Origin of the sequence: Mesorhizobium sp. M0276 (genome assembly GCF_040321755.1) — a bacterium.
Taxonomy (GTDB): domain Bacteria; phylum Pseudomonadota; class Alphaproteobacteria; order Rhizobiales; family Rhizobiaceae; genus Mesorhizobium.
Window position 1 is genome coordinate 39,401 of the sequence record NZ_JAMYSC010000032.1, and the last position, 22,353, is coordinate 61,753.

The window sequence follows — 22,353 nt, forward strand, 5'->3', positions numbered from 1 at the left end:
ATGGTTAAGGACGATCGAAAAATGAAAAGAATCAACCTCTTGGTAAGATCTCGGTTTGCAATATTCTTGCCGAATCACGTATATGAAAGTTAAGGAACTCTTAATCCGTTTGACTCTGCATTTTCTCGGGACCTAGGATCGAGATGACGGGGGATGCTTGGGTATGGATTTCATCCTTTGCTCTGTCTCGTCGGGTTGCAACCTCCAAAGGGAGAAATTGACATGAAGAAGCTCATGACGATGACCCGGCAGTTCCGCGACGATGAAAACGGCGCTGCCATGGTCGAATATTCCATCCTTATCGGCATCATCGCAACGGCGTCTATTCTGGTCGTCATCGCCATCGGTGGCTGGGTGACCGGCCGATTCACCGACCTCTGCGCTGACCTGCAGGCCGCGAGTGTTGTCACCGGTAAAGGTGGCTGCGCGGCTACTGGCGTGGGCTCCTGATTAGTTAACGGAGTTCAGGCCCGGATCAGATCCGGGCCTGAAATCACTCAGGTCACTCGGCCGTTCTGCTGCTTTTTCGGGGTTTGGGCTAATGCGCGCCAACACACTTATCATGATCGTGCTCGCCGGCGTGTTCGGCGTCCTGGCCGTGGTTCTGGTCAATATCTGGCTCGCAGGCCAGCGAAGCGCCATGGCGCAAACGGGCGTCGTCCAAGGCAGCACGGTCGTGGTTGCGGCAATGCCACTGAAATTCGGCGACACGCTGAGCGCAGACAAACTGCGCGAAGTCGCATGGCCGGCGGGCGCGGTTCCAACTGGCGCCTTCAAGACAACGAAGGAGGCTCTGGCCGGCGAAGGCACAAGACAGGCGCTGCAGACCATTAGCGCTAACGAGCCTGTACTCGCCAGCAAGATCACTGGGCCCGGCCAGCGCGCCACGCTTTCGGCGGTGCTTGGCGAAGGCATGAAGGCCGTTTCCATCCGGGTCAACGATGTGCTCGGAGTCGCCGGTTTCGTCTTCCCGGGCGACCGGGTCGATGTCTTGCTGACACGAACCGTGCACGGCGACGATGGCGCGGACAAGAGTTTCGTCGACGTGCTGCTGCAGAGCATGAAGGTACTCGCGATCGACCAGGTGGCTGATGTGAGTAAGGAGAGCCCGACAGTTGTGAAGTCGGTAACGCTAGAGGCCAGCACCAAGGATGCGCAGAAACTGACCCTTGCAGCGGGCGCCGGCCAATTGTCGCTGGCGCTACGCCAAGCCGCAGCCAACAAGGGCGAGACGACCGAGCGAGTAACACTTTCGGACCTGATCGGCGAAACGCCGGCCGATGTCGCCGCCAGGCAGGCAGAACTCGACAAGAAGGCAGCAGCGGAAGCGGAGGCTGCAGCCGAGCGCAAGCGCGCCGAGGACAAGATTGCCGGGTTGACTCAGGCCGTGGAGCGGGTGGGAAGTCGCCTCGACGAACTGGGCAAGGTAAAGCCGGCTCCAGCTGTGGCATCTGCGCCGCAGGTGAAAGAAGTTGTCAAGGAAGTGGTCAAATATGTGCAGCCGGAACCACCGGCGCGGGCGACAGTCGGTGTCTTTCGAGGTATAAAGCTCGAAACATATGATGTGCCGCGACAAAATTAACACCGGCATAGTAGGATATGTGGAGTCCGAATCAGCCGGCGAGGGGGTAGCGTAAATGCGCGTGTTCTGGGGATCACCGGTCGCTGTTCTGGCCTGTTTCTGTGCGTTGCTGTCGTCGAGCCTTGCGGCCTATGCCGCTGACCGCTTCATCGATGTATCGACCCCAAGCGTCCATCGGATTTTCCTGCCGATGTCGCAATCGGTAACGGTCCAGGTGAGTGCCAATCTGGGCGATATCGTCGTCGGCGACGAAAAGATCGCCGATGCCCAGCCGATGACCGACCGCACGCTCTATGTCATCGGCAAGGGCGCCGGCACCACCACTGTCAATCTGTTCTCGACGGACAAGCGATCGCTCGGCGCCCTCCAGATCGAGGTCGGCGTCGATGTCAGCGACATGGCGGCGGCAATCCGCCAGGTGGCACCCAGGTCGCGCATCGAAATCGGCTCGATCAACGGCAAAGTCAGGCTCGGCGGCCATGTCAAGGACGGCGCCACGCTGGCGTCCATCATGGAGGTGGCGCAGCAGTATGGTCCCGACGCCATCATCAACTCCGTTACCGTCGATGACAGCCAGCAGGTCAATCTCGAAGTGCGTGTTCTGGAAGCCAAGCGCAACGCCGGTCGCGATCTCGGCGTTTCGATCCGGACCAAGAACAACAGCGGCACGACTCGTAGTGGAACGGGCATTGCCGCAGTCGACGAAGATAATGTGGTGGCCGGAGCGGGCAATATTGTCAGCGGCCTCCTTTCGAACAGCAATCCCTTCGCGGCACTGATCACCCGCGTCATCGACAGCAACATCAAGGTGGATCTGATCATCGAGGCGCTCGAAGCCAAGGGCATCGTGCGAACGCTGGCTGAGCCGAACCTCACTACGCTTTCCGGAGAACCGGCCAGCTTCAATGCCGGCGGCCAGGTCCCGATCCGCAGCGTCACCGCCGATGGCCTGATCCAGATCGAGTACAAGCAGTTCGGCGTCAATCTTCAGTTCACTCCAGTCGTGCTCGCCGACGACAAGATCCATATGAAGCTTGCGCCGGAGGTCAGCGACCTGACCGGCTTCACCACCGCCGGCGACCCAATCTTCACCAACCGCAAGCTCGACACCGTTGTCGAACTGCGCGATGGCCAGAGCTTCGCTGTTGGCGGGCTCCTGTCAAGCAAGACCACCAAGCTTCAGAACCAGGTGCCGTGGCTCGGCCAGGTGCCTGTCATCGGGACGCTGTTCCGGAATTCGAGCAACCAGAAGGAAGAGACCGAGCTGGTGGTCATCGTCACGCCGCATATCGTGCGGCCGGTGAAGCCCGGCGAGCAGTTGGCGACGCCTTTCGACAAGACGCGGCCCGCCAACGATCCGGAATTCTTCGTGCTCGGCCAGCTCGAGGTTAACAAGGACATGATCCGAAAATACGAAACGGGCGATGGCGTCACCGGCCCTTATGGCCACATGCTCGACTTCAAATCGAAGGACAAGATGCTTTATGTCAAGAAATAGCGCCTTGATCCTCATTCTGTGCGCCGCTGCGCTGTCGGGCTGCGCCGCGGACTATCTGAATCACTACGACTCGGTGACGCTGGCCGCCGGCGACACGCAAAAATTCAATTCGATGCTGCAGACGGTCGACCCGCTCAATCCGGCCTCCCGGAACACACACATCGAAGGCGATGGCACGCGTGCCGCACTTGTTGCGCACAACTACAAATTTCCACCGCCACCGCCGCCGCCGCCGGCGATCACGGTCAATGTCGGTACACCTACGAACTAAGGCATCGAACAGAAGGATGCGGTTTCAGCGCGCCAGGCAATACGAGGAATCCTGGCGTCAGGGGAGCAGAAAGTAAGGCCATGCTGCGGACCATTCGCGCGTTCTGGCACGACCAGAGGGGAATAGCGCTGATCCTCGTCAGTGTCATGCTGCCAGCAATCATCGGTTTTTCACTGCTGGTCATCGATATGTCTCGCGCTAACAGTCTCCACAACGACCTCCAAAAGGGCGCCGATGCGTTCGCATTGGCGGCTGCCGCTGAGCTCGATGGCGGAACTGATGCGATTATTCGCGCAGATCGCGCCCTCGCAAGCCTTGTTGACAACACATATCGCTTCTCCGATCAGGGCAGTCAGCAGATATTGGCTACCGGCGGCATTACCCGGCGCTATCTGAATAGCCTGCCTGCAGACGACAGCAGCCCGATCGTCGCGGCCAACCTGATTACAGACGAAATCAACGACGCAGCCGACGCCCGTTTTGTCGAGGTGACTGTGACGCCGACCGGCTTCGCCGCGATATTTCCGGCATCGTTCATAACCGGAAATAGCGCCAACAACAGCTTCACAGTCGGAGCCAAGGCGGTTGCAGGCTTTAACAGCGCGGTGTGCGATTTCACGCCAGTCTTCATATGCAACCCCTATGAGATGGTGAACGGCACCAACGATGCCGGCGGCATTACGCTGCAGCAGGCAGTAGCAGAAAGGAAATACCGTCGGCGACTCATCCAGCTTCGAACCGTTGGTAACAACGCCGGATATTTCCCCGGCAATTTTGGCTTCCTGGAAACCGACGGCAAAGGAGCAAAGAGCTTGGCGACTGCCTTGGCGTCGGCCAAGCCTGGTGCCTGTTACAGCAAGAACAACATTACAACCGCCACGGGTCAAAAGGCGGGTAAAGTCAAGGGTGCGATCAATCTGCGCTTCGGAATGCAGGAGCCCGGAAGCAACTTTAACGGAGCTGAGTTTGGACCGGCAGAGAACGTCAGAAAGGGCGGCAAGAAAACCTCTGGCGGAGCCAATAGTTGCCCGTCCTCAAACAATCTGACGTTTGACGTGGCTGGACAGACCCAGAGTCTTGGGCTCGATTCGTGCTTCAAGACCGGCACCTGTACAATGATGGGCGGCCGCATGGGCGGAGGCGATTGGGACCTAAATACTAGTGCCAATGCGTATTGGAAAATCAACCACGTACCAGATGGTGTCGCCCTCCCAGCTGACTTGCAAGGAACAGGCGATAACCTCCCTACCCGCTATGAGGTTTACAAGTACGAGAACAATCACATACCCAAACTCATTCCCGACAAATCCAAGGCTCCTGGAAACGAAACTGGCACGCCGGCGAAAAATTGCGAAGCGCCAATTACCTACGTCGATCGGCGCCTTCTCTACGGGGCAGTCATAGACTGTCAAAAACTCGAAGCTGACCCAAATGTAAATCTGGGTGGACATACTGAAAATTTGCCGGTGGAAGCGTTCGCCAGTTTCTTCATTACACAAGCGGTAAGAACCGACCGCTGTACCGGCAAGGGAACGACCTGCTTCGACTATGACGCTGATATTTTTGTCGAACTGGTCGACGTGACCGGTCACGCCGGCCAAGGCACACTCAACAATTTCCTCCGCGACGAACCGCAGCTTTACCGGTGATGTGATGCTGACGGCGTTAAGGTCGATTTTACACAAGTTTGGTCGCGAGGAGCGAGGCGCGGTTCTCGTCGAAATGACATTGATTACACCACTGATGATCAGCCTTTCGGCCGGCGTGTTCGAGTTTGGCAATCTTCTCCACCAGAAGCAGCTGATCGAAGCTGGTCTCAATGACGGGGCTCGCTATGCAGCACGCTGCAATCAGACGTTTAACACGGCGCTCAACTGCGTCACCTATGCAAAAAACATCGCTGCCACAGGATCATACAACTGCGGCGGAAATTGCGCCGTTGCAAGTAGAGTTACAGGTTGGCTGCCGGCGGCCGTCACTGTCGATCTCAATCACCTCGTCATACCGGTGACCGTCGACGCCAATGGCTTGGCTAACTACCACAGTGTGACAGCCAACGTCCGGGTGGTCCGGCTTGAAACCTCTTTCACATATGCCGGCGCCTCATTGCTCACTTATCTTGGTCTAGGGCCCATCACCTTTGCCGCCGCCCACGAAGAACGTTACGTCGGGTGGTAAGATGCGCACGCTAGCCCGGTTCAGGAAAGAGGAAGATGGCGCGACGATGGTGGAAGCCGCCATCAGCATGACCCTGCTGCTGATACTGACTCTCGGCTTTGTGGATTTTGGATACGCCTGGTATCAATGGAACGCCGCGACCAAAGCCGTCGAAATCGGGGCACGCATGGCTTCGATTTCGACGCCGATCGCATCCGAAATTGCGGCAGCTGGAATCGCGACAATACCAGGTGACCCGATACCTGTGGGCAACTACGACTACACGTGCAACGGTGCCACGAACACGTGCAGTTGTGTGGGCACTGGGTGCGTAGCGATTGTCACCGTCCCTAATTTTAGCAAGATCTTTCGCGGGGACGCGACGGGCATTGGGACTTGCCCGCCGCTTGCCTCGGGACAACGTCCGGGCATGTGCCATTTCTTCCCCATGCTTCAGCTCGCAAATGTGGTCGTCCGATATGCGGCCACGGGGTTGGGTTATCAAACCCGCCCGGGCGGACCAGTGCCGACGATAACGGTCAGCTTGCAGGGCGTGACATTCCAATTCTTCTTCCTGGGCGGACTTCTCGGATTCGGAAACATCACCATGCCCTCCATGATGAGCACGGTCACGGGCGAAGACCTAAAGAGTACCTGGCCATGAACGCCATCAACACCAAGGTTACACCGACCAAGCGAAAGCAGGTTGCGCTGTTCTCGTCGGATGCGAATTTCAAGCGCGATGTGGCGACGCGGCTGGATGCGCTGGCGATCTACGATGTCAAGGTTTCCGAGACGGGCGATTTTCTCAAGGGGCCGCCCGCCGATACGCGCCCGGGCATCGTCATCCTCGATCTCGGCAATGGCGAGTTGCTCGGCAGGCCCGGCATCGTCGAGGCGCGCGCGCTGTGGGCTACCGTGCCGCTGATCGCCGTTTCCGACGAGCTGACGTCGGAGCGGACGCGCGTGCTGGTGCGCATGAACGCCTCGGACTGGCTGCATAAGCCGCTCGACGGCAAGGAACTGCTCAACGCGGTGACCTTCCACGATACCGGCAACCAGGGAGCCAAAAGCCGCATCATCACCTTCATCGGCGCCAGCGGCGGCGCGGGCGCGACGACGATGGCGCTGTCGGCGGCCGAATTCCTGGCCTCCAAATCGGCCGAGCGCGCGGCATCCACCTGCCTGGTCGATCTCGATTTCCAGAGCGCCAATTGCGGCGCCTATCTCAATCTGTTCAACCAGTTCGACCTTGCCGGCATCATCGGCCAGCCGGAACGGCTCGATGTCGAGCTGATGGATGTCATCAAGCTGTCGCGCCCGTCCGGCCTCACCCTCTACGCGTTCGAGCGGCCGCAACTGCCGTTCGAGCCGCATGGCAGCGATTTCGTCTTCCGGCTGCTTGATCTCGTCGCCTACCGCTTCGACGACATCGTCATCGACCTGCCCAATCTCGAAACGCCCTGGCACGATTCCGTGCTGTCGACGAGCGACGAGATCTTCATCGTCTTCGAACTCAATGTCGCCTCGCTGCGGCAAGGCAAGCGGCTCTACAAGAAGATCCGCGAGCTGCGCGGCAACGCGGTCAACATCACGCTGGTCGCCAACAAGCACAAGCGCAAATGGTTCGGGAACCATTTTTCGCGCAGCGAACTCGAAAAGATATTCAAGGCGCCGCACATCAAGTCGGTGGCGCTGGACAACGCGCTTCTGACCGACGCGCTGAACAGGGCCATCCCGCCATCGGAAGTGGATGGACGGGCGCGCTTCAACAAGGACCTGAAGCGGATGTTCAAAGAGCGGCTCGATGACGCTGCCCGATAGATACCGTATCGCGAGATACCGGATCGCTGGGCGGCTGGCCGGTGCCTGCGTGCTCGGCGTGGCGCTGGCGCTGTCCGTCCAGGACTTCGCCGAGGCGCGGTCGGTCGAACCGCCGCCGCTGCCGGCGATGGGGCCCAGCCTGCGCAAGGCCGTCGCCTTCGCAACCGCCGAGCAGCCGGGGACGATCATCATCCGCAAGGACGAGAAGGCGCTTTACCTGGTGATCCGCCAGGGCCAGGCGCTGCGCTACCAGATCAGCGTCGGGCGCGACGGGTTCGGCTGGACGGGCGTCGTCAAGGTGGGGGCCAAGACCGAATGGCCGGAATGGCGCCCGCCACAGGACATGCGGGCCCGCCAGCCGGAGCTGCCGAAAATGGTGCCGGCCGGTCCCTACAATCCGCTCGGCGCAAGGGCGCTCTATCTGTCCCGGGACGGGCGCGACACGCTCTACCGCATCCACGGCACCAACGATCCGTCGGGGGTCGGCTTCGACGGGACATCGGGCTGTTTTCGTCTTACAAACACGGATGTGATCGATCTTTTCAAGCGCGTCGCGGTCGGCGCAAAGGTGGTGGTTCAATGACGACGATCAGCGAACCGGACATGCCGGCGATCGACGTCGGAAACCATGAACGGCGCGAACAGGACGCCATCGAGAGACCCAGCAAGACAAAGGCGATCGGCATTCTCATCGCCAGCGGTGCCTTGCTGATCACCGCGGTCAACATGGCCGCCGCGATCTATCTCTATCGGGGCATCAGCGACTTGCGTTTCGTCGAGGCGCGGCTGGCGCAGCTCGGAGCGTTCGAGCAGCGGATCGCGGCACGGCTCGACACCGTCAACAACGGCTTCCAGAGCCGGTTCGAGAAACTGGACAGCCAGTTGCAAGGCAGCTTCAACGAGATCAACGGCAACATTGCCCGGTTGGCCAAGAGTATACCGGTCGCCGGCGGCGAGGCCGTGTCGAGTGCGGCGGAACCGCCCGAGATCACCACCAGCACGCTGGCGGAAGCGCCCGAAGCGCTCGAAGGCGACAGCGCGAGCGAACCCAACGTCATCGAAGCGCCGCCTGCGCCCAGGAAGAGGACCGCACCGGCGGCGCCCCCTCCCCCAAGCTCCAACTACCAGCGCGTGGAGCAGCCCGACGGCAAGGTCTATTACCGCAGGATCAACTAGATTTAGAGATCGCGCTGCAGGGCCAGGCTGCGGATGGACCGGGCTTCGGCCCGCGCCCGCGCTTCGCCGAGGAAGGCGATGTGGCAGTATGCACAGGCCGTGACGCCCAGAAGCAGCACCAGGCTGTTCTTCAAGGTGAAATCAACCGCCAGCGAGAATGGAAGGCCGCTGGGCGACGTGAACGCGGCGATCGTGCTCGCCGTTTCCGAGTGGCTGCCGGTCGCGATCATCAGCCCGGCGAAAATCAGCGCGATGTGGTTGGCGAGGAAGAAGAAAGCCGACCTTCTCGTGTTGCACGCCATCCAGCAGACGATCGATGCCGCGGCAAGGATGGCTGCGTCGAGAGCCATCGAGCCCCCGAGATTGAAATCGACCTGCTGCCAAAGCATCGTCGCCAACGGACGCAGTTCAAGCCATATCCACCATGCGGTGGGGCTGGCCGGATAGGCGCCCAGCAAGAACGTCGCCATGCGCTCCCCTGCCAGGATCGCAAGAATTAGAAACGGGAAGGCAAAAAGCAGAAGCGGCTTGCGTTTCATGTTCCCTCGCCAATCTGCCAGCCAGAATAGACTGCATAGATTGTGCAAGGATTAACGGTTCCATCAAAAATGTCCTGATGGCTGTGGAGGTTGGCCGCGATTGCTTGCCGTCATGGAACAACCGGGCCCGTCCACCGTTCGAAGAGCCTCGGGGTCTTTTGAACTGGGCGGCAAGCCTCAGACATTGCTCATCGTGGACGGGATATCCAGGGACGTCAGCACACTGGACGCATGCGCGAACCGCCTCTGCGGCTAGTGCCCGCGCGCAAGCAGCCAAACAGCTACTAGCCGGGTAAGTGGGCCGGTGATCACGCTAGCCCAGGTAGTACTGGCGCGCGCTCGGCGGTCTTTGCGTTCTTGACCGATCATGTTTTGGACTTCAGAGCAACCAAGTGGCGTCAATACCCAGCTGTTGAGCTGAGACGATCTTCTCCACATTGGGCTGTTGTCGTCCGCGTAACCAAGCGACATATTGAGATAATCCGCCTTCCGGATCAGCCGCCGGGTCTTTATCTCCGCAATCTGTTCATAGTATATCAATGTTTCCCAATAGTGTCGGTACTCTAACTTTTCCCGTTGCGCAGGTGTGCAAGCATTTGCCAGGTCGATGTCATAGGCGTGGTCGAGCTTCCTGATGGTTCGCCGGTACGCCGCAATTTCTAACAAGTCATTGATTTCTAATTGTATCGTCATATGACCTCCCCGCGCCGAAATAAAACGCTACGACGTCATGTGACGTTCGGTCCATTCCACTACTTGGTTAAGCTCACAAGTCAAAAGAACTAGACGGCGAGTAGCATAGCATCGGACGATCTGGTTCTGAAAAGCTTCGCCTAGCTCCGTCTTGGGCGGCATGGCTACCGGTCCGTTGGGCGCGAAACCGTGCCGCACCGATCTGCCTGATTTGGGAATGGCGCTGCGTTGAGCCCCGTTAACGCCGATGCGGATTCTTACGCTCGATTTAGACGCCTTGCATTGTTGACGTTTTAAGCTTTGGCCATTTCCGTTTTACCTTTATTGGCCAAAGACGGTATTGCTTGGCACCACCAATAGGATTAATTGCGTCGCTGCAAAGAGGCCCTGTAAAATTGGCCGGTGCGGGTGCGTAACCTAAGCCCGCCGCAATGGCCGGTGCGGTCCTCACGTCCCCGGAGGGCTGCCCCCCGCACCGGCCATTTCCGTTACGCTCTGGTAGCGGCGACGGTTGGAGATCGATCTAAAGACTGATGCGCGACGAGGCCCAGTTGATGTCGCCAACGGCGTGGAATCAACGAGGCACCCCCCAGGGAGAGAGCTGGCCGCGGTTGAGATCAGAATGATGTCAGTTCGAAATGTAAGACCGATCAAATCCGGCCGTTTTGATCAGTCCCGCATGGTCATGCAACTCGACCACACCATTGCGGAATGAAGCCAGTCCGCTTTCTCGCAAATCCTTCAACACGCGACTTACATGTACAGCCGAAAGCCCCAACGCATCGGCCAACTCGGCCTGGGTCAGCGGGCATTCAAAGCGGTCCGGATAACTCGTTGCCGATCGATGTGCTCGGCAGCCCAGTTCGAGAAGAAGATGGGCCGTGCGTTCCACAGGTCCCCGTCTACTGACTCCTGCCAGATGTTCCGCAACCCTTGAGTGCCGCCTTGCCTCAGCCAGCAGGATAGCCTCGCAAACGGACTGCGGATAACGCGAAAAACAAGTATGGACAGGACCGGTCAACTCGATCGCGGTCACATCGGAGAGAGCCGTTACCGTCTCGCCCCCTTCCCCGCAGAACTCGACCAGGGAAATTTCGCGAGGAAGCGCAAAATCGACGATGAGACGTGAGCCATTCCGCAACGTTTTGCCGAATGCAGCCCACCCCGCAGTCACAACCAGGATGAAGGATTTAGCCCGATGCTCGCGCGCGATCACCGTGTTCGCCGGATAGAAGCGACGCACAGCTCCCGGCAATACGGAAATCCCCCTTTCCCAACTCGCGTCGGCGAGCGTAGGTCCCCGTCCCAAATCAAGAGCCTGCTTTGATAAGCTCATTTTGTCTTGATCACCCCAGCCGTCGATTGCCCCTTCAATCAACCTGAAGCTACTAACCATCAACTACACAAAAAGTTCCGCTTATATTTTCATCCGAATGGCGTTCCGGTCTACCTCCCCAGGGCACAACCTTACCACATTGGGTGTAAGTTCACCATCCAGCAGTCTCTCAATCTACCCACCGGATAGGCCTCGGCAAGTTGCCCCTGGGCTGCCAGCAGCCAACACCCGCGGACGAACTTGTCCTTTGGGCTGCGCCCGGCGGACCATCACCGCTGCGACACCTCACTGGTTGAAACCGTCGCCAAGCGGCGGCTGTTCAACTTGAGAACAGCCCGGTTAGACGCTTTTCCGAAAGCAAGTCGGGTCCTGCTGGTCGAGTTGAAGCCGGAACCGCGGGCTCAATGGGCGGATCGGGCCGTTGTAGCTCTTGCCATGGCGGGCCAGGGATCACCTGCGTCTCACTTTCGGGACGATCCATAGGGCTGGTTGCCGGTTTTCGGCGCAGGTGAAGCCGCGAGATCGAGGGACGCTTGGCGTTGTAAGTCTGCCGTCTTTCTTCGGCAACTTCGAGGTCATCGAGTGCCGAAATGACCAATGCAAGGCGATCCTCGATTTGGCTAAGACGCTTCCGGGTGGAAAGCAGTGCAACTGAAACCAGCAAAGCGTAGGCAAGTACGACAATGACCGCTCCTACAGAGCTTTCGATGCCGAACACAATCAAGGTGCCGGCCCCAATAGAAACGGCAAGGACCCCATAGCCCAGCAACCTGCCTTTCTCCAGAAGAAGCATCAACGGCCAGGTAGCCGACAGAATCAGAATGGCTGCCGGTCTGTTGGCAATCCAATCTAAAAGGCCCGGAACGATTTCGCTGTAAGTTTCCATATCAACCTCAGACTAGACGAGCTCAGACTAGACGAGGCCGGCCGCTTTCTTGTCGTCAGGGGTGCAGACGCTCCCGCGCGCCCTGTACGCCGCAGCGCGGGAGAGAGATGTATGGTCCGGCGACTTCCTAAGGTCTGGAAGGCCTGCCGGGTAGACCAGATCGACCTTTAGCCGATTTACTACTCAATAATGGTAATGGCGGGGATGTCCGCGAAGCTGTTATGTTTCCGGCTGACGGGCGATGCCGTCGGTCGGTAGGCGGAAGAGAGCGATCCGGACATGTCGTAAGGGGGGCGCGAACCCCTACATCTCATGCGCTGTGAGCGCTTAACAGGCAACTGCCCGAACTATTTTGAAGTGAAGCACATCCAGCCAACGCTGGAGGGGCGGAATTTGTGCTGCTGTTTGCGCTGGTGTTTGCAAGGATTCGGAAATGGCAAGTCCAACTGACAATCCTATCATGACCCGAGAGTTACTTCCGCTCGACGTGAGAGAGATCCTTGATTTCTTTCTCCGCCGGTGGAAGCTGGTATGTTGCATTGCAGCGCTGACCTTCGGCATATTTGTTGTCGCCGCCTATGTCCTTCCTCCATCCTACACGGGGTCTGCACAAGTCTTACTCGATGCCCCGATCGACTATATGACTCCGCAGGATTATTCGAATTCTGATTTTGCCGACAATTCAACATTTATTGAAAGTCAGATCGCAGTTCTGAGATCCACCTCGCTCCTTCAAAAGGTCGTCGACAGTGAAAAGCTCACAGAGGACCCAAGGATCGGGTTGGGGGCACTGGAATGGCTGAAAGGTTCACTGGGAGTCTCACGCGTCGGAATGGCGGACGTTATTGAGATTTCAGTGACCGCTTACGATCCGGAAAAAGCAGCATCCCTGGCCAACGCGATTTCCCAGACCTACCTCGCTGATCGAGTAAGGTCGCGTTACGAAGGAGCCAGAAAAGCATCCACATGGCTTACTGAGCGGGCCGCATCTTTGCGCGAGGAGCTGAGCCGCTCGGAACAAACTGTCCAGAAGTTTCGGATCGATCACAATTTATTGGCGACTCCAGCAGGCAGTCTGACTGATCAGCAGCTGTCCGAGTTGAATATCGCCTTGATTAACGCAAGCGCCGAATTGTCCGAGAAGCGGGCCCAATTTTCTCAAGTCGACAAATTGCTGGCTAGCGGAGGCGACATCCAGTCGATACCGGATGTATTGCAGTCTGTGGTGATCAGCGCGCTTCGGGCTCAGCTCTCTGGAGTGACACGGCGGGAAGCCGACCTAAAGTTGAAATATGGCGAACGGCATCCGGACGTCATGACCGCCCAAGCCGAGCGCCGCGACATCGAAGGGCAGATTGCCGCTGAAGTCCAGCGTCTCATCGGCAACCTAAAGAATGAAGTCGACGCCGCAGAAGCCAGGGAGGCTTCACTGAAGCGAGCCTTGGATTCGGTATCCAACCGATCCGAGGTCGAAGGTCAGGTTGGCGTCCAGCTGCGCGATCTGGAGAGGATTGCGGCCGCGAACAAGGAGCTCTTTGAGACATTCCTTTCACGCGCCAAGCTCACCGAGGAGAAGTCCACCCTGCTCAACAGCGGCGTACGCGTGATAACCGACGCAGGTGTTCCGGGTTCGCCAAGCTTCCCGAACAGGCCTCTTTTTGCGGCCTTGGGACTCGTCCTAGGCCTCTTCGTCGGAGGCGCAGGTGCCGTACTTCGTGAGCTTTTCGCCTCGGGCTTCATGGCAAAGAAGCAGATAGAGGACGAGCTGGCGGTTCCGGTTCTCGCGTCCATGCCAAGAATGTCGGGCTGGTCGAGGGACGCCCAGTCGCTTGCCCAGCCTGTGGCCTATCTCGAACGCAGACCCCTCTCCAGATATAGCGAAGCCGTGCGGCGACTCCGCCTGGGCATTGACGGGACACCCGAACAGGCACGTTTGCCGCGCGTCATGCTGGTGACATCTGCGATGCCCGGCGAAGGAAAGACAACCCTGGTGTTGAGCCTGGCCTGTTCCGCCGCTGCCGATGGCGAACGGGTCTTGGTTATCGATGCGGACTTGCGGCTTTCGGCTGCCACGGCCTTCTTCGGGATGGCGGACAGGATCGGGCTGGTTGACCTTCTGACTTTGCCGGTGAAGGCCGCAAACGCAATTCATCTGGACGAACGTTCGGGGATTTCCCTGCTCCCTGCCGGCGCAAGGACCCGGAACCCGCCTGCCCTTCTTGCTTCGGTGCGAATGCGCTCGGTCCTCGATGAGCTTCGCGGAAAATTCGACACGGTGATCATTGACGCACCGCCTGTTGGACCTGCTGCCGATGCCTCGATCCTGGCGAGGTATGTCGACAAAGTTCTCTTTGTGGTGAGATGGCGTGAGACCTCGCGCGAGGCCGTCGCCGAAGGAATTCGGCATCTTGGCGGCCGGTCCAAGATTGCCGGCATCGCCCTGACGATGGTGGATGAGCCAAAGCTACCGAGATATGGCCGTTACACTTCACTCGAAAGTAGTGTCTTGGACAGTTACTATCTAAACTAGAGAGAGCAGATATTCCGCCATGCAGCACGCTGACTTATATCATCGGTTCCCAGAGCCGGTGCAGAAAGCCCCCGACGGGGAACCTGCGCGCTGGTGCGTGGTCCAGACGCACCTGCATTCCGAGGGCTTGGCGGAGCGACACCTGCTATCGCAAAACTTCCGAACCTATCTGCCCAAGCGGAGGCGAACTGTCCGGCACGCTCGCATAGTTAGAACCGTTTCCAGTGCGTATTTCGACTGCTATCTGTTCGTCTCGCTTGTTCAGCAGCAGAGTTGGTACCCGATCAACTCAACCGTCGGCGTGCGGAAAATTGTCATGAGCAAAGGAATGCCGATACCGGCTCCTTACGGTGTAGTTGAGTCTTTGATATCAGCAACCGACGATGACGGAATTTTGCATCCGGACATTCTATTGAGGCCAGGTCAAAGAATTAGGATATTAGATGGGCCGTTCTCGGACCAGCTTGGCATTCTTGATCATGTCGGTAGCGCTGGAGCTGTCAGAATTCTTCTTGATATCATGAACCGATCAATTCCGATTACCATCGACCGGGATAAAATCTCGGTAGTTTCTTGAAGTCTATGCGTTAGCTGTCAATTAATACAACTGTTCGCTCGCAAGATGCTGGAACCACCCAGCAATGAGGAAATGAGTTGGCACCCAATTCACCCTCTCTGCGGCAGCTTGCAAGGTGACATCCGAGCCTGCGGGTCGACAGTGAGAACATTGGTGCTGCGTCCCAACGAAGCAATCGGCGTGGATATAGCTCCGCCAGGTCGAGGCCTTTTGAGGCGACGATGAGCGAATAACCCTCGACGCGATCAACTAGGGGATTCCCCTTGCAACCTTCACGCAGATCCAACCCCGGAAAGCAACGTCCCGCGGCCCCTGGTGAGCCTTGGGATGGCCTGCGGCCACAACAGTATCGTCGCTGGACTCCAGAGCCCAAGGCAAACATGGCGGCCGAAGCGTTGACGGAGGGGTTGAATGTTCCGGTGCCAGCCAAGTTGGTTGGGGCGGGCCTGTCGGGTACCAAAGCAGATGCAGGTCTCTCTCAAACTGACCGAAATGCCCCCTCCCTGCCCCTCGAAGCGTTACCGGCCCTGCCGATCGCCAGCGAAATGTTTCGAGCATTCAACGAATGCGGCCTGAGGTACGGGATAATCCAGGATCTCGCATCCCTGCAAGACGGACTTGCGGGCCGGGACGATCTGGACGTCCTCCTGGACAAACACGACTACGCGGCCTTCTGCTCGATCGTGAGCAAGCTGCACGGCTGTCGAGGCGTCAGCCTGTCTTGCTACGATAATGTCTGCGCCGGCCGCGAGGACTGGTTCCTGCCTGACTTTTCGCATGGTCGCTATCTCCATCTCGACATGCATATCGGGCTCCGCGTCGGCTGGGAGTTCCGTAAGCGATATCCGGTATTCGACTATGCGACGATTACACGATGGGAGCCGATTTGTGTGGACGGTGTATCGATTCCGGTCGTCTCTCCCGAAGACGAGATTCGAATAGCAATTGCCCGCTTCGCCTTTCGGGCCTGGGCATTGCCTTGGAGACAATGGATCACCGTCGGTTATGCTTGGAGGGACCAATTTGCACGCCTGCCATTTCCGTCAAGCGAGCAAAGCGTGGATGTCGTGGAATACATGTTTGCCGGCGGGAAAGCGGTGAGCTGCAGGTTTGTGCAAGACGCCGACGGCTTGGTCGTCCACCGCGGAGATCTTGCCAGGTTACGGCGCGCAATCCGAGAAGTATGCGGTTTCACGGGTCGTTACGAAATCGCCGATGCCGGCATCCATCTGGCCCGCAAGACCACGTATCTCGCCTTGAGGTCCCTTCAGCACTTGATGCCCGGCAGATTTCCACCAAAGAGACGGCCTGCGGCTGGTGGCTTTGTAGTCGCGCTCATAGGTCCCGATGGCATGGGGAAGAGCACTCAGGCTGAGCGGCTGACACAGATATTTCGATGGAAGTTCGGGTGTGCGCAAGCCTATGTCGGAACCGGAGACGGAAATGGATGGTGGCTTCGCAAGGCGTTGCAGACGCTGGTTTTTCCCCATAGACGCCGCCTTAAGTCCTTGGTTCAGCACAATAACGACAATTCCCTCAGTCGAAATTGGTCGAAGGGAGGATTTGTCGCTGCCGCGCTGGCATTGTGGGCGGTTTTGATCGCGTTCGAGCGATACGCTGTCGTGAAACGTGCACATCGATGGGCGACGCGCGGCCTGATCGTCATTTGTGACAGGTGGCCCCAGGCGATCTGCAGAGGGTATCTGGACGGGCCAACGATTCCACCGCACCTGTTCTCCATCCCGGGCTTGTCGGCACTCGCCCGGCTGGAGCAAAGACTCTATCAGAAGATGACAGAATGCCGGCCACACCTTACCCTGCACCTCGTCTCAGATTTTGCAGTCTCCGAGCAGCGAAAGCCCGGTGAGATTAGGAAAGAAGCGTTCGATGCCCGGCTATCGCTGATGGCGGAGCTGCGATCCAAGGACAAGAACATCCTAACCATTGACGCGAGCGCAGGCATAGAGGCGGTCGGTCAGGAACTGTTCAGGCATATCTGGTTGTCACTGTAGAGACAGAGCTGTCTCTGTAGAGACAGAGCTGGCGGCTCAACCGCCGACATCCACCACCATAGCCAACGCAAACGGGCAGCCCTGCCACATCCCGACCATGCTCGGGAAGGCCGCCGGAAGAATTGTCAAACGCTGCCGCTCGATGCGCTCGATCTTCCGGGATGTACCAACCCCGGATGCCCAGAGGTGCAAGCAAATGAAGATCGTCCATGTGCTCACCCGACTGCTTCGGGGAGGTTCGGAAGAGAACACATTGGCCTGCTGTCTCGCTCAGGCGCGGCACGGCCATGAAGTGCTTTTGGTTCACGGCGAGGAGTACGATCCGATTTTGCGGGCGTCCGTTGCCGAAGCCGTTCGGGTCATGACTCTGGAAAAACTCATCAACTCGATTTCACCGTCCCGCGACATTTCTGCATTTGGGCAACTCACGCGCCTTATGCGCGATTGGCGGCCTGACATCGTGCACACACATCAAAGCAAAGCTGGCATCGTCGGCCGCCTTGCCGCCAGGGAAGCCAATATCCCTTGCATCATACATGGCGTGCACATTTTACCGTTTGTGCATGTGGGCAAAGCGCAGAGCCTGATGTACCTGGCTGCCGAACGCCTGGCCGCGAAGGTCACACAGGCTTTCATCGATGTCAGCCAGGCTATGCGCGACATTTGCATCGCCAATCATTTGGGTAGCGCCGCTCAGCACCACGTCGTCCACTCCGGCTTCGATCTGACACGCTTCGCGAACGCGCAGTGGCCGCAACAATCGCATCTCCTGCTGGGGACGGCTTTCGGAGAGCCCAAGCCGCCGGTGGTGCTGATGCTGGCTGCACTGGAACCGCGAAAACGCCACGTAGAGTTCATTGAAGCATTTGGGCAGATCGTCGAGCGAATTCCGAACGTGCGACTGCTGCTGGCCGGTGAAGGGCCGGCGCGATCCACTGTTGAATCGGCGATTCAACGATCCCCTTTCGCAAACAACGTTCGCATGATCGGCTACCATAGCGAGCCTGAGCGACTGATCAGTCTGGCTGACGTATGTGTGCTGACGTCGATGCGAGAAGGACTGCCTCGCGTCATGATGCAGTATCTGGCGGGCGGTCGAGCAAGTGTGGTTTCGCATCTGCCGGGAGTGGAAGAGGTCGTGAAGCATGGCGTAAACGGAATCGTGACGCCGGCGGAAGATGTGGGTGCCGCAGCTGCAGCGGTCGCCGATCTCCTTGAGAACGAGCAGTATCGCGCTCGACTGGCTGAGAGTGCGAAACTCACCGACCTTTCGTCCTGGGGGCTGGATGCCATGTGCGATAGCGTCGAGTTGATTTATCAATCCGCTCTTGAGTCAGCCCTTCCAGCCGCACGACCGAACGAGGCGCAAATTCGCGCTGGCCTCACCAAGCAAACCGTAGGACTGCACGGATTTTGATCCTTTTGCTCCTTCGACGGAGCGTGGATTCCCAAGGCTTACTGCTCGAACCCAACGAACACCCTGCTGTCACGCTCCGGCCGACGAAAGTCGATTGGTCCTGACGGCAGACAAGACAACGGAGTACGACGATGCGTTTGCGTGCTGACCAGCAATTTCCTTCCAAGCCTCTGCTAGTGAAGGATTGGGGCCGACGGCATTTTCCCGGATTTGAATTTCCCGGATTTGAACTTGCGGCCGGCCGCATGCTCGCAATGATTGGTGGCCTCGCCATTGCCTTTGTTCTGCTCACTGCTGGCGTATCCCGTGCGGACGGATATGCGTTCGACACCGGTGACATCCTGCGGGTGTCCGTGATTGGCGAGCAATCCTATCCGCTGGATGTGGTGGTCGATGATCGGGGTTCGATATCACTTCCCATGCTGGGCGATATTCAGGCGCGCGGCCTCACCACTGTTGCTCTTTCGCAGGCCATTCAGCGTGCATTACAACAGCAGAAGCTCATTCTCGAGCCTTTCGTGAAGGTGGAGATCAGTCAGTACCGACCGTTCTTTATTTCCGGAACGGTGGCTCATCCCGGATCATATCCATTTCAACCTGGAATAACGGTTCGCCATGCGCTGGCCATAGCCGGTGGCTTCCGGGCTACCGCCGTCGGAAACATGGAGCCGGCCTTGCAAATAGCTGATCTGCGCAGCGCGCGCGCAGGTCTTGCGATCGAAGAATATCGTCTGAAGGTACGGCTCGCCCGCCTCCAGGCGGAAAGCCGGCAGGACAAATCCTTCGTCGCTCCGCCGGATCCGCCAGTCGAGTTTGGCGGACACTTGATAGTCGACATCGTAGCGTCCGAACAGGCGCAGTTGGACGCCCGCCTTGCCGCATATCGGGACGACATTTCATTCCTTGAGGTCTCGTTCGATCGGGCCAGGAAGGAAGCGGATATGGTCGCTGCAGCCCGAACGGAGCGGGAAAAGACCGCGAATATTCAACTCGAGGAACTGCAATCCGCCCGGTCACTGCGGGAAAAAGGTCTGGTAACCAATTCGAATGTCATGACGGCGGAACGAGCACATACCAGCTATCGCGCCGAACTTGCGCAGACCGAGTTGCAGCAGGAGCAGGCGCAGCAGGCGATGCTGACCTCGGAGAGTGAGCTGAGGAAAAAGAAGCAGAGTTATGAAATGGATCTGATCTCGCAAGCGCAGGACACGCAGGTCGAGCTGGGAAAGATTCAAAGTCAAATAAGGTACGTTGCCGACAAGCTTCTCTTTATCTTTACCTATGGCGAACAGAGGACGTTCGACGACTTGCAAGGCTCTGTGAAGATTTCGATTTTCAGGCGCGACCAGAAAGTCGCCCACGACATCGTCGCCGATGAAAATACGGAAGTCCTAGCTGGCGACGTCATCGAGGTTTCGATTGTAGCCAACAAAGGGTTCTACGCACCGGACACTTCCGGAACAATGGGGGGCCCAAAAGCTGAGGGCCCGGCCCTCCAGCCAAGCATTGTCGGCCAATAGCACGAACATGCCCACTTCCTCGAGCAAGGCTTTGCTTCAGGGCCGCGATCGTCGCTTCGCAACGCGCCTGGGTTCGTTGTGCCTTGAACGGACCGACATAGTCCGGCCTTGGCACCTCAGGGTTTGACATGATCCTTGGGGCAGCACTGACAGTCGTGGCGAACCGCTTCCGCCGGACGAATTCCCATGCCAAAATGGAGCAGAGGCGGCTCAATCTCCTGCGTGCAACGGCGCGCCGCAAGACGACGGTGCGCAACGCCCCGCGCCACCGCTCCATCATCCGATCGCGCATTCCAGGAGCAATCCTGCTCCTCCTCGCTCTTGCGCTTGCGGGAGCTGCATTCCTGCCGCGCCTCGTTGATCTCGGCAGGAACTGGCTGCCGCGACCGTGGACCGATCTCGTGCGGGACTGGGGCCATCTTTCCGATGTCTTGCTGCCCGGTCCAGACGCTCTTCTGGTTGGGCTGGCGATCGCGGCCCTGGGCTTGCTGCTCATGGCAGTCGCCCGCAAGGCAAGGCGAAGGGGCGGTTTGCCAAGCGCGCTCGCGAACGCCGACGCCCAGCCCTCGGCAGGGAGCATCCAGCCGGCGCCCGGTTCGGAACTGGCCAATGCGTTGCGTTCCTGCAAGGCAGCATTCGCGGGCGTCGCGGTTTTTAGCGGCGTGAGCAACATCCTCATGCTGACCGGCGCGATGTTCATGTTGCAGGTCTACGATCGCGTACTGCCAAGCCGCAGCGTTCCGACTCTCGTAGCCATGGCGATATTGGCCGGCGTGCTGTTTGTCGGACAGGCGGTCGTCGATCTCGTGCGCGGCCGCATTATGACCCGGATCGGTGTTGAACTGGACGAAGCGGTCGGGGGACGCGTATTTACAGCCGTGTCCAGGCTGCCCTTGTACATCGGCCATCAGGGCGATGGACTGCAGCCGCAGCGCGATCTCGACAACGTCCGCATATTTCTGTCGAGCCCGGGGCCTAGCACGCTTTTCGACTTTCCGTGGATGCCCTTTTACCTGGCAATCATATGGAGCCTTCATCCGACGCTCGGGATTACCGCGATTTGCGGTGCAATCGTGTTGGTGGCACTGACGGCAGCGACCGAGGTCTTTACGCGCAAACCAATGGGCGCCGCGGTTTCGACGGGTGTGATGCGCAACGGCTTTGCCGAGGCCAGTCGCCGCAACGCGGAGGTCCTCGCGGCGATGGGAATGGGCAACCGTCTGCACGACCATTGGCGGGAGGCGAGCCGCGAATACCTCATGCAACAGCAGCATGTCAGCGATATCGTAGGCGGCTTCGGCAGCTTCGCGCGCGCCTTGCGGCTGATGCTCCAGTCGGCAATGCTTGGTATAGGGGCCTGGCTGGTGATCCAGGGCGAGGCTACGTCCGGGATCATCATCGCCGGCTCCATCCTTGCGGGCCGTGCGCTTGCGCCTGTCGATCTTGCCATCGCCCATTGGCGTACCTTCGTCGCCGCACGCCAGAGCTGGAGCAGGCTGAGCCAGGTGCTCGCCCGATTGCCGCAAGACGCCCAGCCGATGGCACTTCCGGTTCCCGGTTCGAACTTGACGGTGGAGCGCATGACGATCGGCGCGCCGGGCGCGCAACGGATCATCGTGCGAGGTGTGGAATTCAGCCTGGACGCCGGCTCGGTGCTTGGCATCATCGGACCAAGCGGTTCCGGCAAATCCAGCCTGGCTCGTGGGCTGGTCGGCGCATGGCGACCGCTGGCGGGGCGTGTCAAGCTTGATGGCGCCGCGCTCGATCAGTGGTCGTCGGAGCGTCTTGGCCGCCATATAGGTTACCTTCCGCAGGACGTCGAACTGTTCGCGGGAACGGTTGCCGCCAACATCGCCCGCTTCGATCCTGGATCGGACCCGAAGGCCATCGTCGCCGCCGCCCGCGCGGCGGGTGTCCATCAACTGATCATCAGCTTTCCCAATGGCTACGAGACGCAGATCGGAGAGGGCGGAACCGCGTTGTCAGCAGGGCAGCGCCAGCGCGTTGCTTTGGCACGCGCACTCTATCGAAATCCGTTCCTGGTCGTCCTCGACGAGCCCAACTCCAATCTCGACATGGAAGGCGAACGGGCGCTTGCCGAGGCGATCCTCGCAATCAAGGCACGCCGAGGCATCGTGGTGATCGTCGCGCACCGCCCGAACATTCTCACCACCGTGGATTTCGTGCTGATGATGAAGGAAGGGCAGATGCACATGTTTGGAACGAAGCAGTCCGTCCTGTCCAAGCTGTTTCCGATGCAGGTCAATACCGAGGGCCTGCGGCCGGTTTCAACCTCTCCTCAACTGCCGAATTGACGACTTGCGGCACAGGGGAA

At 58.8% G+C, this 22,353-nt stretch carries 20 protein-coding genes; 16 read left to right on the forward strand and 4 right to left on the reverse strand.

Annotated features, from left to right (window positions below; all coding sequences use genetic code 11):
- Positions 1–222 precede the first annotated feature (222 nt).
- From NKJ01_RS23530 to NKJ01_RS23575, 10 genes are all read left to right on the forward strand, one after another.
- Positions 223–450: a Flp family type IVb pilin gene (locus tag NKJ01_RS23530; RefSeq protein ID WP_352731404.1), complete on the forward strand. Its 228-nt coding sequence runs from the start codon at positions 223–225 to the stop codon at positions 448–450.
- A gap of 91 nt (positions 451–541) precedes the next feature.
- Entirely contained in the window at positions 542–1,582 is a 1,041-nt protein-coding gene (cpaB, locus tag NKJ01_RS23535; protein ID WP_352731406.1) for a Flp pilus assembly protein CpaB, read from the forward strand.
- A 55-nt stretch (positions 1,583–1,637) separates the two neighbouring features.
- Positions 1,638–3,080, forward strand: coding sequence for a type II and III secretion system protein family protein (locus NKJ01_RS23540; RefSeq protein WP_352731409.1), 1,443 nt, complete (start codon positions 1,638–1,640; stop codon positions 3,078–3,080).
- The gene (locus NKJ01_RS23545) at positions 3,067–3,351 is read left to right on the forward strand and encodes a hypothetical protein (protein ID WP_352731411.1); all 285 of its coding nucleotides are present in this window, start codon (positions 3,067–3,069) and stop codon (positions 3,349–3,351) included. Before NKJ01_RS23540 ends, NKJ01_RS23545 begins: the two co-directional genes overlap by 14 nt.
- 80 nt (positions 3,352–3,431) lie before the next feature.
- A complete protein-coding gene (locus NKJ01_RS23550) occupies positions 3,432–5,000 on the forward strand; it encodes a TadE/TadG family type IV pilus assembly protein (protein ID WP_352731414.1) in 1,569 nt (522 codons plus the stop codon).
- A gap of 4 nt (positions 5,001–5,004) precedes the next feature.
- On the forward strand, positions 5,005–5,529 hold the full coding sequence (locus NKJ01_RS23555; RefSeq protein ID WP_352731417.1) for a TadE/TadG family type IV pilus assembly protein: 525 nt from the start codon (positions 5,005–5,007) through the stop codon (positions 5,527–5,529).
- Position 5,530: 1 nt separating this feature from the next.
- Positions 5,531–6,172, forward strand: coding sequence for a TadE/TadG family type IV pilus assembly protein (locus NKJ01_RS23560; protein ID WP_352731420.1), 642 nt, complete (start codon positions 5,531–5,533; stop codon positions 6,170–6,172).
- Positions 6,169–7,332 carry a CpaE/TadZ family protein gene (locus NKJ01_RS23565; RefSeq protein ID WP_352731423.1) on the forward strand — a complete coding sequence of 388 codons (1,164 nt, stop codon included), beginning with the start codon at positions 6,169–6,171 and terminating at the stop codon, positions 7,330–7,332. Before NKJ01_RS23560 ends, NKJ01_RS23565 begins: the two co-directional genes overlap by 4 nt.
- Positions 7,316–7,915, forward strand: a complete 600-nt coding sequence (locus NKJ01_RS23570) for a L,D-transpeptidase (RefSeq protein WP_352731426.1) — start codon at positions 7,316–7,318, stop codon at positions 7,913–7,915. The genes NKJ01_RS23565 and NKJ01_RS23570 overlap by 17 nt, the downstream gene beginning before the upstream one ends.
- On the forward strand, positions 7,912–8,508 hold the full coding sequence (locus NKJ01_RS23575; protein ID WP_352731429.1) for a hypothetical protein: 597 nt from the start codon (positions 7,912–7,914) through the stop codon (positions 8,506–8,508). The genes NKJ01_RS23570 and NKJ01_RS23575 overlap by 4 nt, the downstream gene beginning before the upstream one ends.
- 2 nt (positions 8,509–8,510) lie before the next feature.
- Here the strand turns inward: NKJ01_RS23575 and NKJ01_RS23580 are convergent, their stop codons facing one another.
- The 4 genes from NKJ01_RS23580 to NKJ01_RS23595 all read right to left on the reverse strand — a co-directional run bounded on the left by NKJ01_RS23580 (position 8,511) and on the right by NKJ01_RS23595 (position 11,962).
- Entirely contained in the window at positions 8,511–9,047 is a 537-nt protein-coding gene (locus NKJ01_RS23580) for a hypothetical protein (protein ID WP_352731432.1), read from the reverse strand.
- Between the two features lie 252 nt (positions 9,048–9,299).
- Complete coding sequence (locus tag NKJ01_RS23585; RefSeq protein WP_352731434.1) at positions 9,300–9,740, reverse strand: hypothetical protein; 441 nt, start codon at positions 9,738–9,740, stop codon at positions 9,300–9,302.
- A gap of 628 nt (positions 9,741–10,368) precedes the next feature.
- Positions 10,369–11,136 (reverse strand): Crp/Fnr family transcriptional regulator, encoded by a 768-nt coding sequence (locus NKJ01_RS23590; protein ID WP_352731473.1) that lies wholly within the window; start codon positions 11,134–11,136, stop codon positions 10,369–10,371.
- Positions 11,137–11,395: 259 nt separating this feature from the next.
- A complete protein-coding gene (locus tag NKJ01_RS23595; RefSeq protein ID WP_352731436.1) occupies positions 11,396–11,962 on the reverse strand; it encodes a hypothetical protein in 567 nt (188 codons plus the stop codon).
- Between the two features lie 433 nt (positions 11,963–12,395).
- Between NKJ01_RS23595 and NKJ01_RS23600 the strand changes: the two genes are divergently transcribed.
- From NKJ01_RS23600 to NKJ01_RS23625, 6 genes are all read left to right on the forward strand, one after another.
- Positions 12,396–14,492 carry a GumC family protein gene (locus NKJ01_RS23600; protein WP_352606529.1) on the forward strand — a complete coding sequence of 699 codons (2,097 nt, stop codon included), beginning with the start codon at positions 12,396–12,398 and terminating at the stop codon, positions 14,490–14,492.
- Positions 14,493–14,511: 19 nt separating this feature from the next.
- Complete coding sequence (gene nusG / locus NKJ01_RS23605; RefSeq protein ID WP_352731438.1) at positions 14,512–15,069, forward strand: transcription termination/antitermination protein NusG; 558 nt, start codon at positions 14,512–14,514, stop codon at positions 15,067–15,069.
- Between the two features lie 380 nt (positions 15,070–15,449).
- On the forward strand, positions 15,450–17,081 hold the full coding sequence (locus NKJ01_RS23610) for a nucleoside/nucleotide kinase family protein (protein WP_352731441.1): 1,632 nt from the start codon (positions 15,450–15,452) through the stop codon (positions 17,079–17,081).
- A 196-nt stretch (positions 17,082–17,277) separates the two neighbouring features.
- The gene (locus NKJ01_RS23615) at positions 17,278–18,498 is read left to right on the forward strand and encodes a glycosyltransferase (protein ID WP_352486854.1); all 1,221 of its coding nucleotides are present in this window, start codon (positions 17,278–17,280) and stop codon (positions 18,496–18,498) included.
- Positions 18,499–18,629: 131 nt separating this feature from the next.
- Positions 18,630–20,018, forward strand: a complete 1,389-nt coding sequence (locus tag NKJ01_RS23620; RefSeq protein WP_352731443.1) for a polysaccharide biosynthesis/export family protein — start codon at positions 18,630–18,632, stop codon at positions 20,016–20,018.
- A 128-nt stretch (positions 20,019–20,146) separates the two neighbouring features.
- Complete coding sequence (locus tag NKJ01_RS23625) at positions 20,147–22,333, forward strand: type I secretion system permease/ATPase (protein WP_352731446.1); 2,187 nt, start codon at positions 20,147–20,149, stop codon at positions 22,331–22,333.
- Positions 22,334–22,353 lie beyond the last annotated feature (20 nt).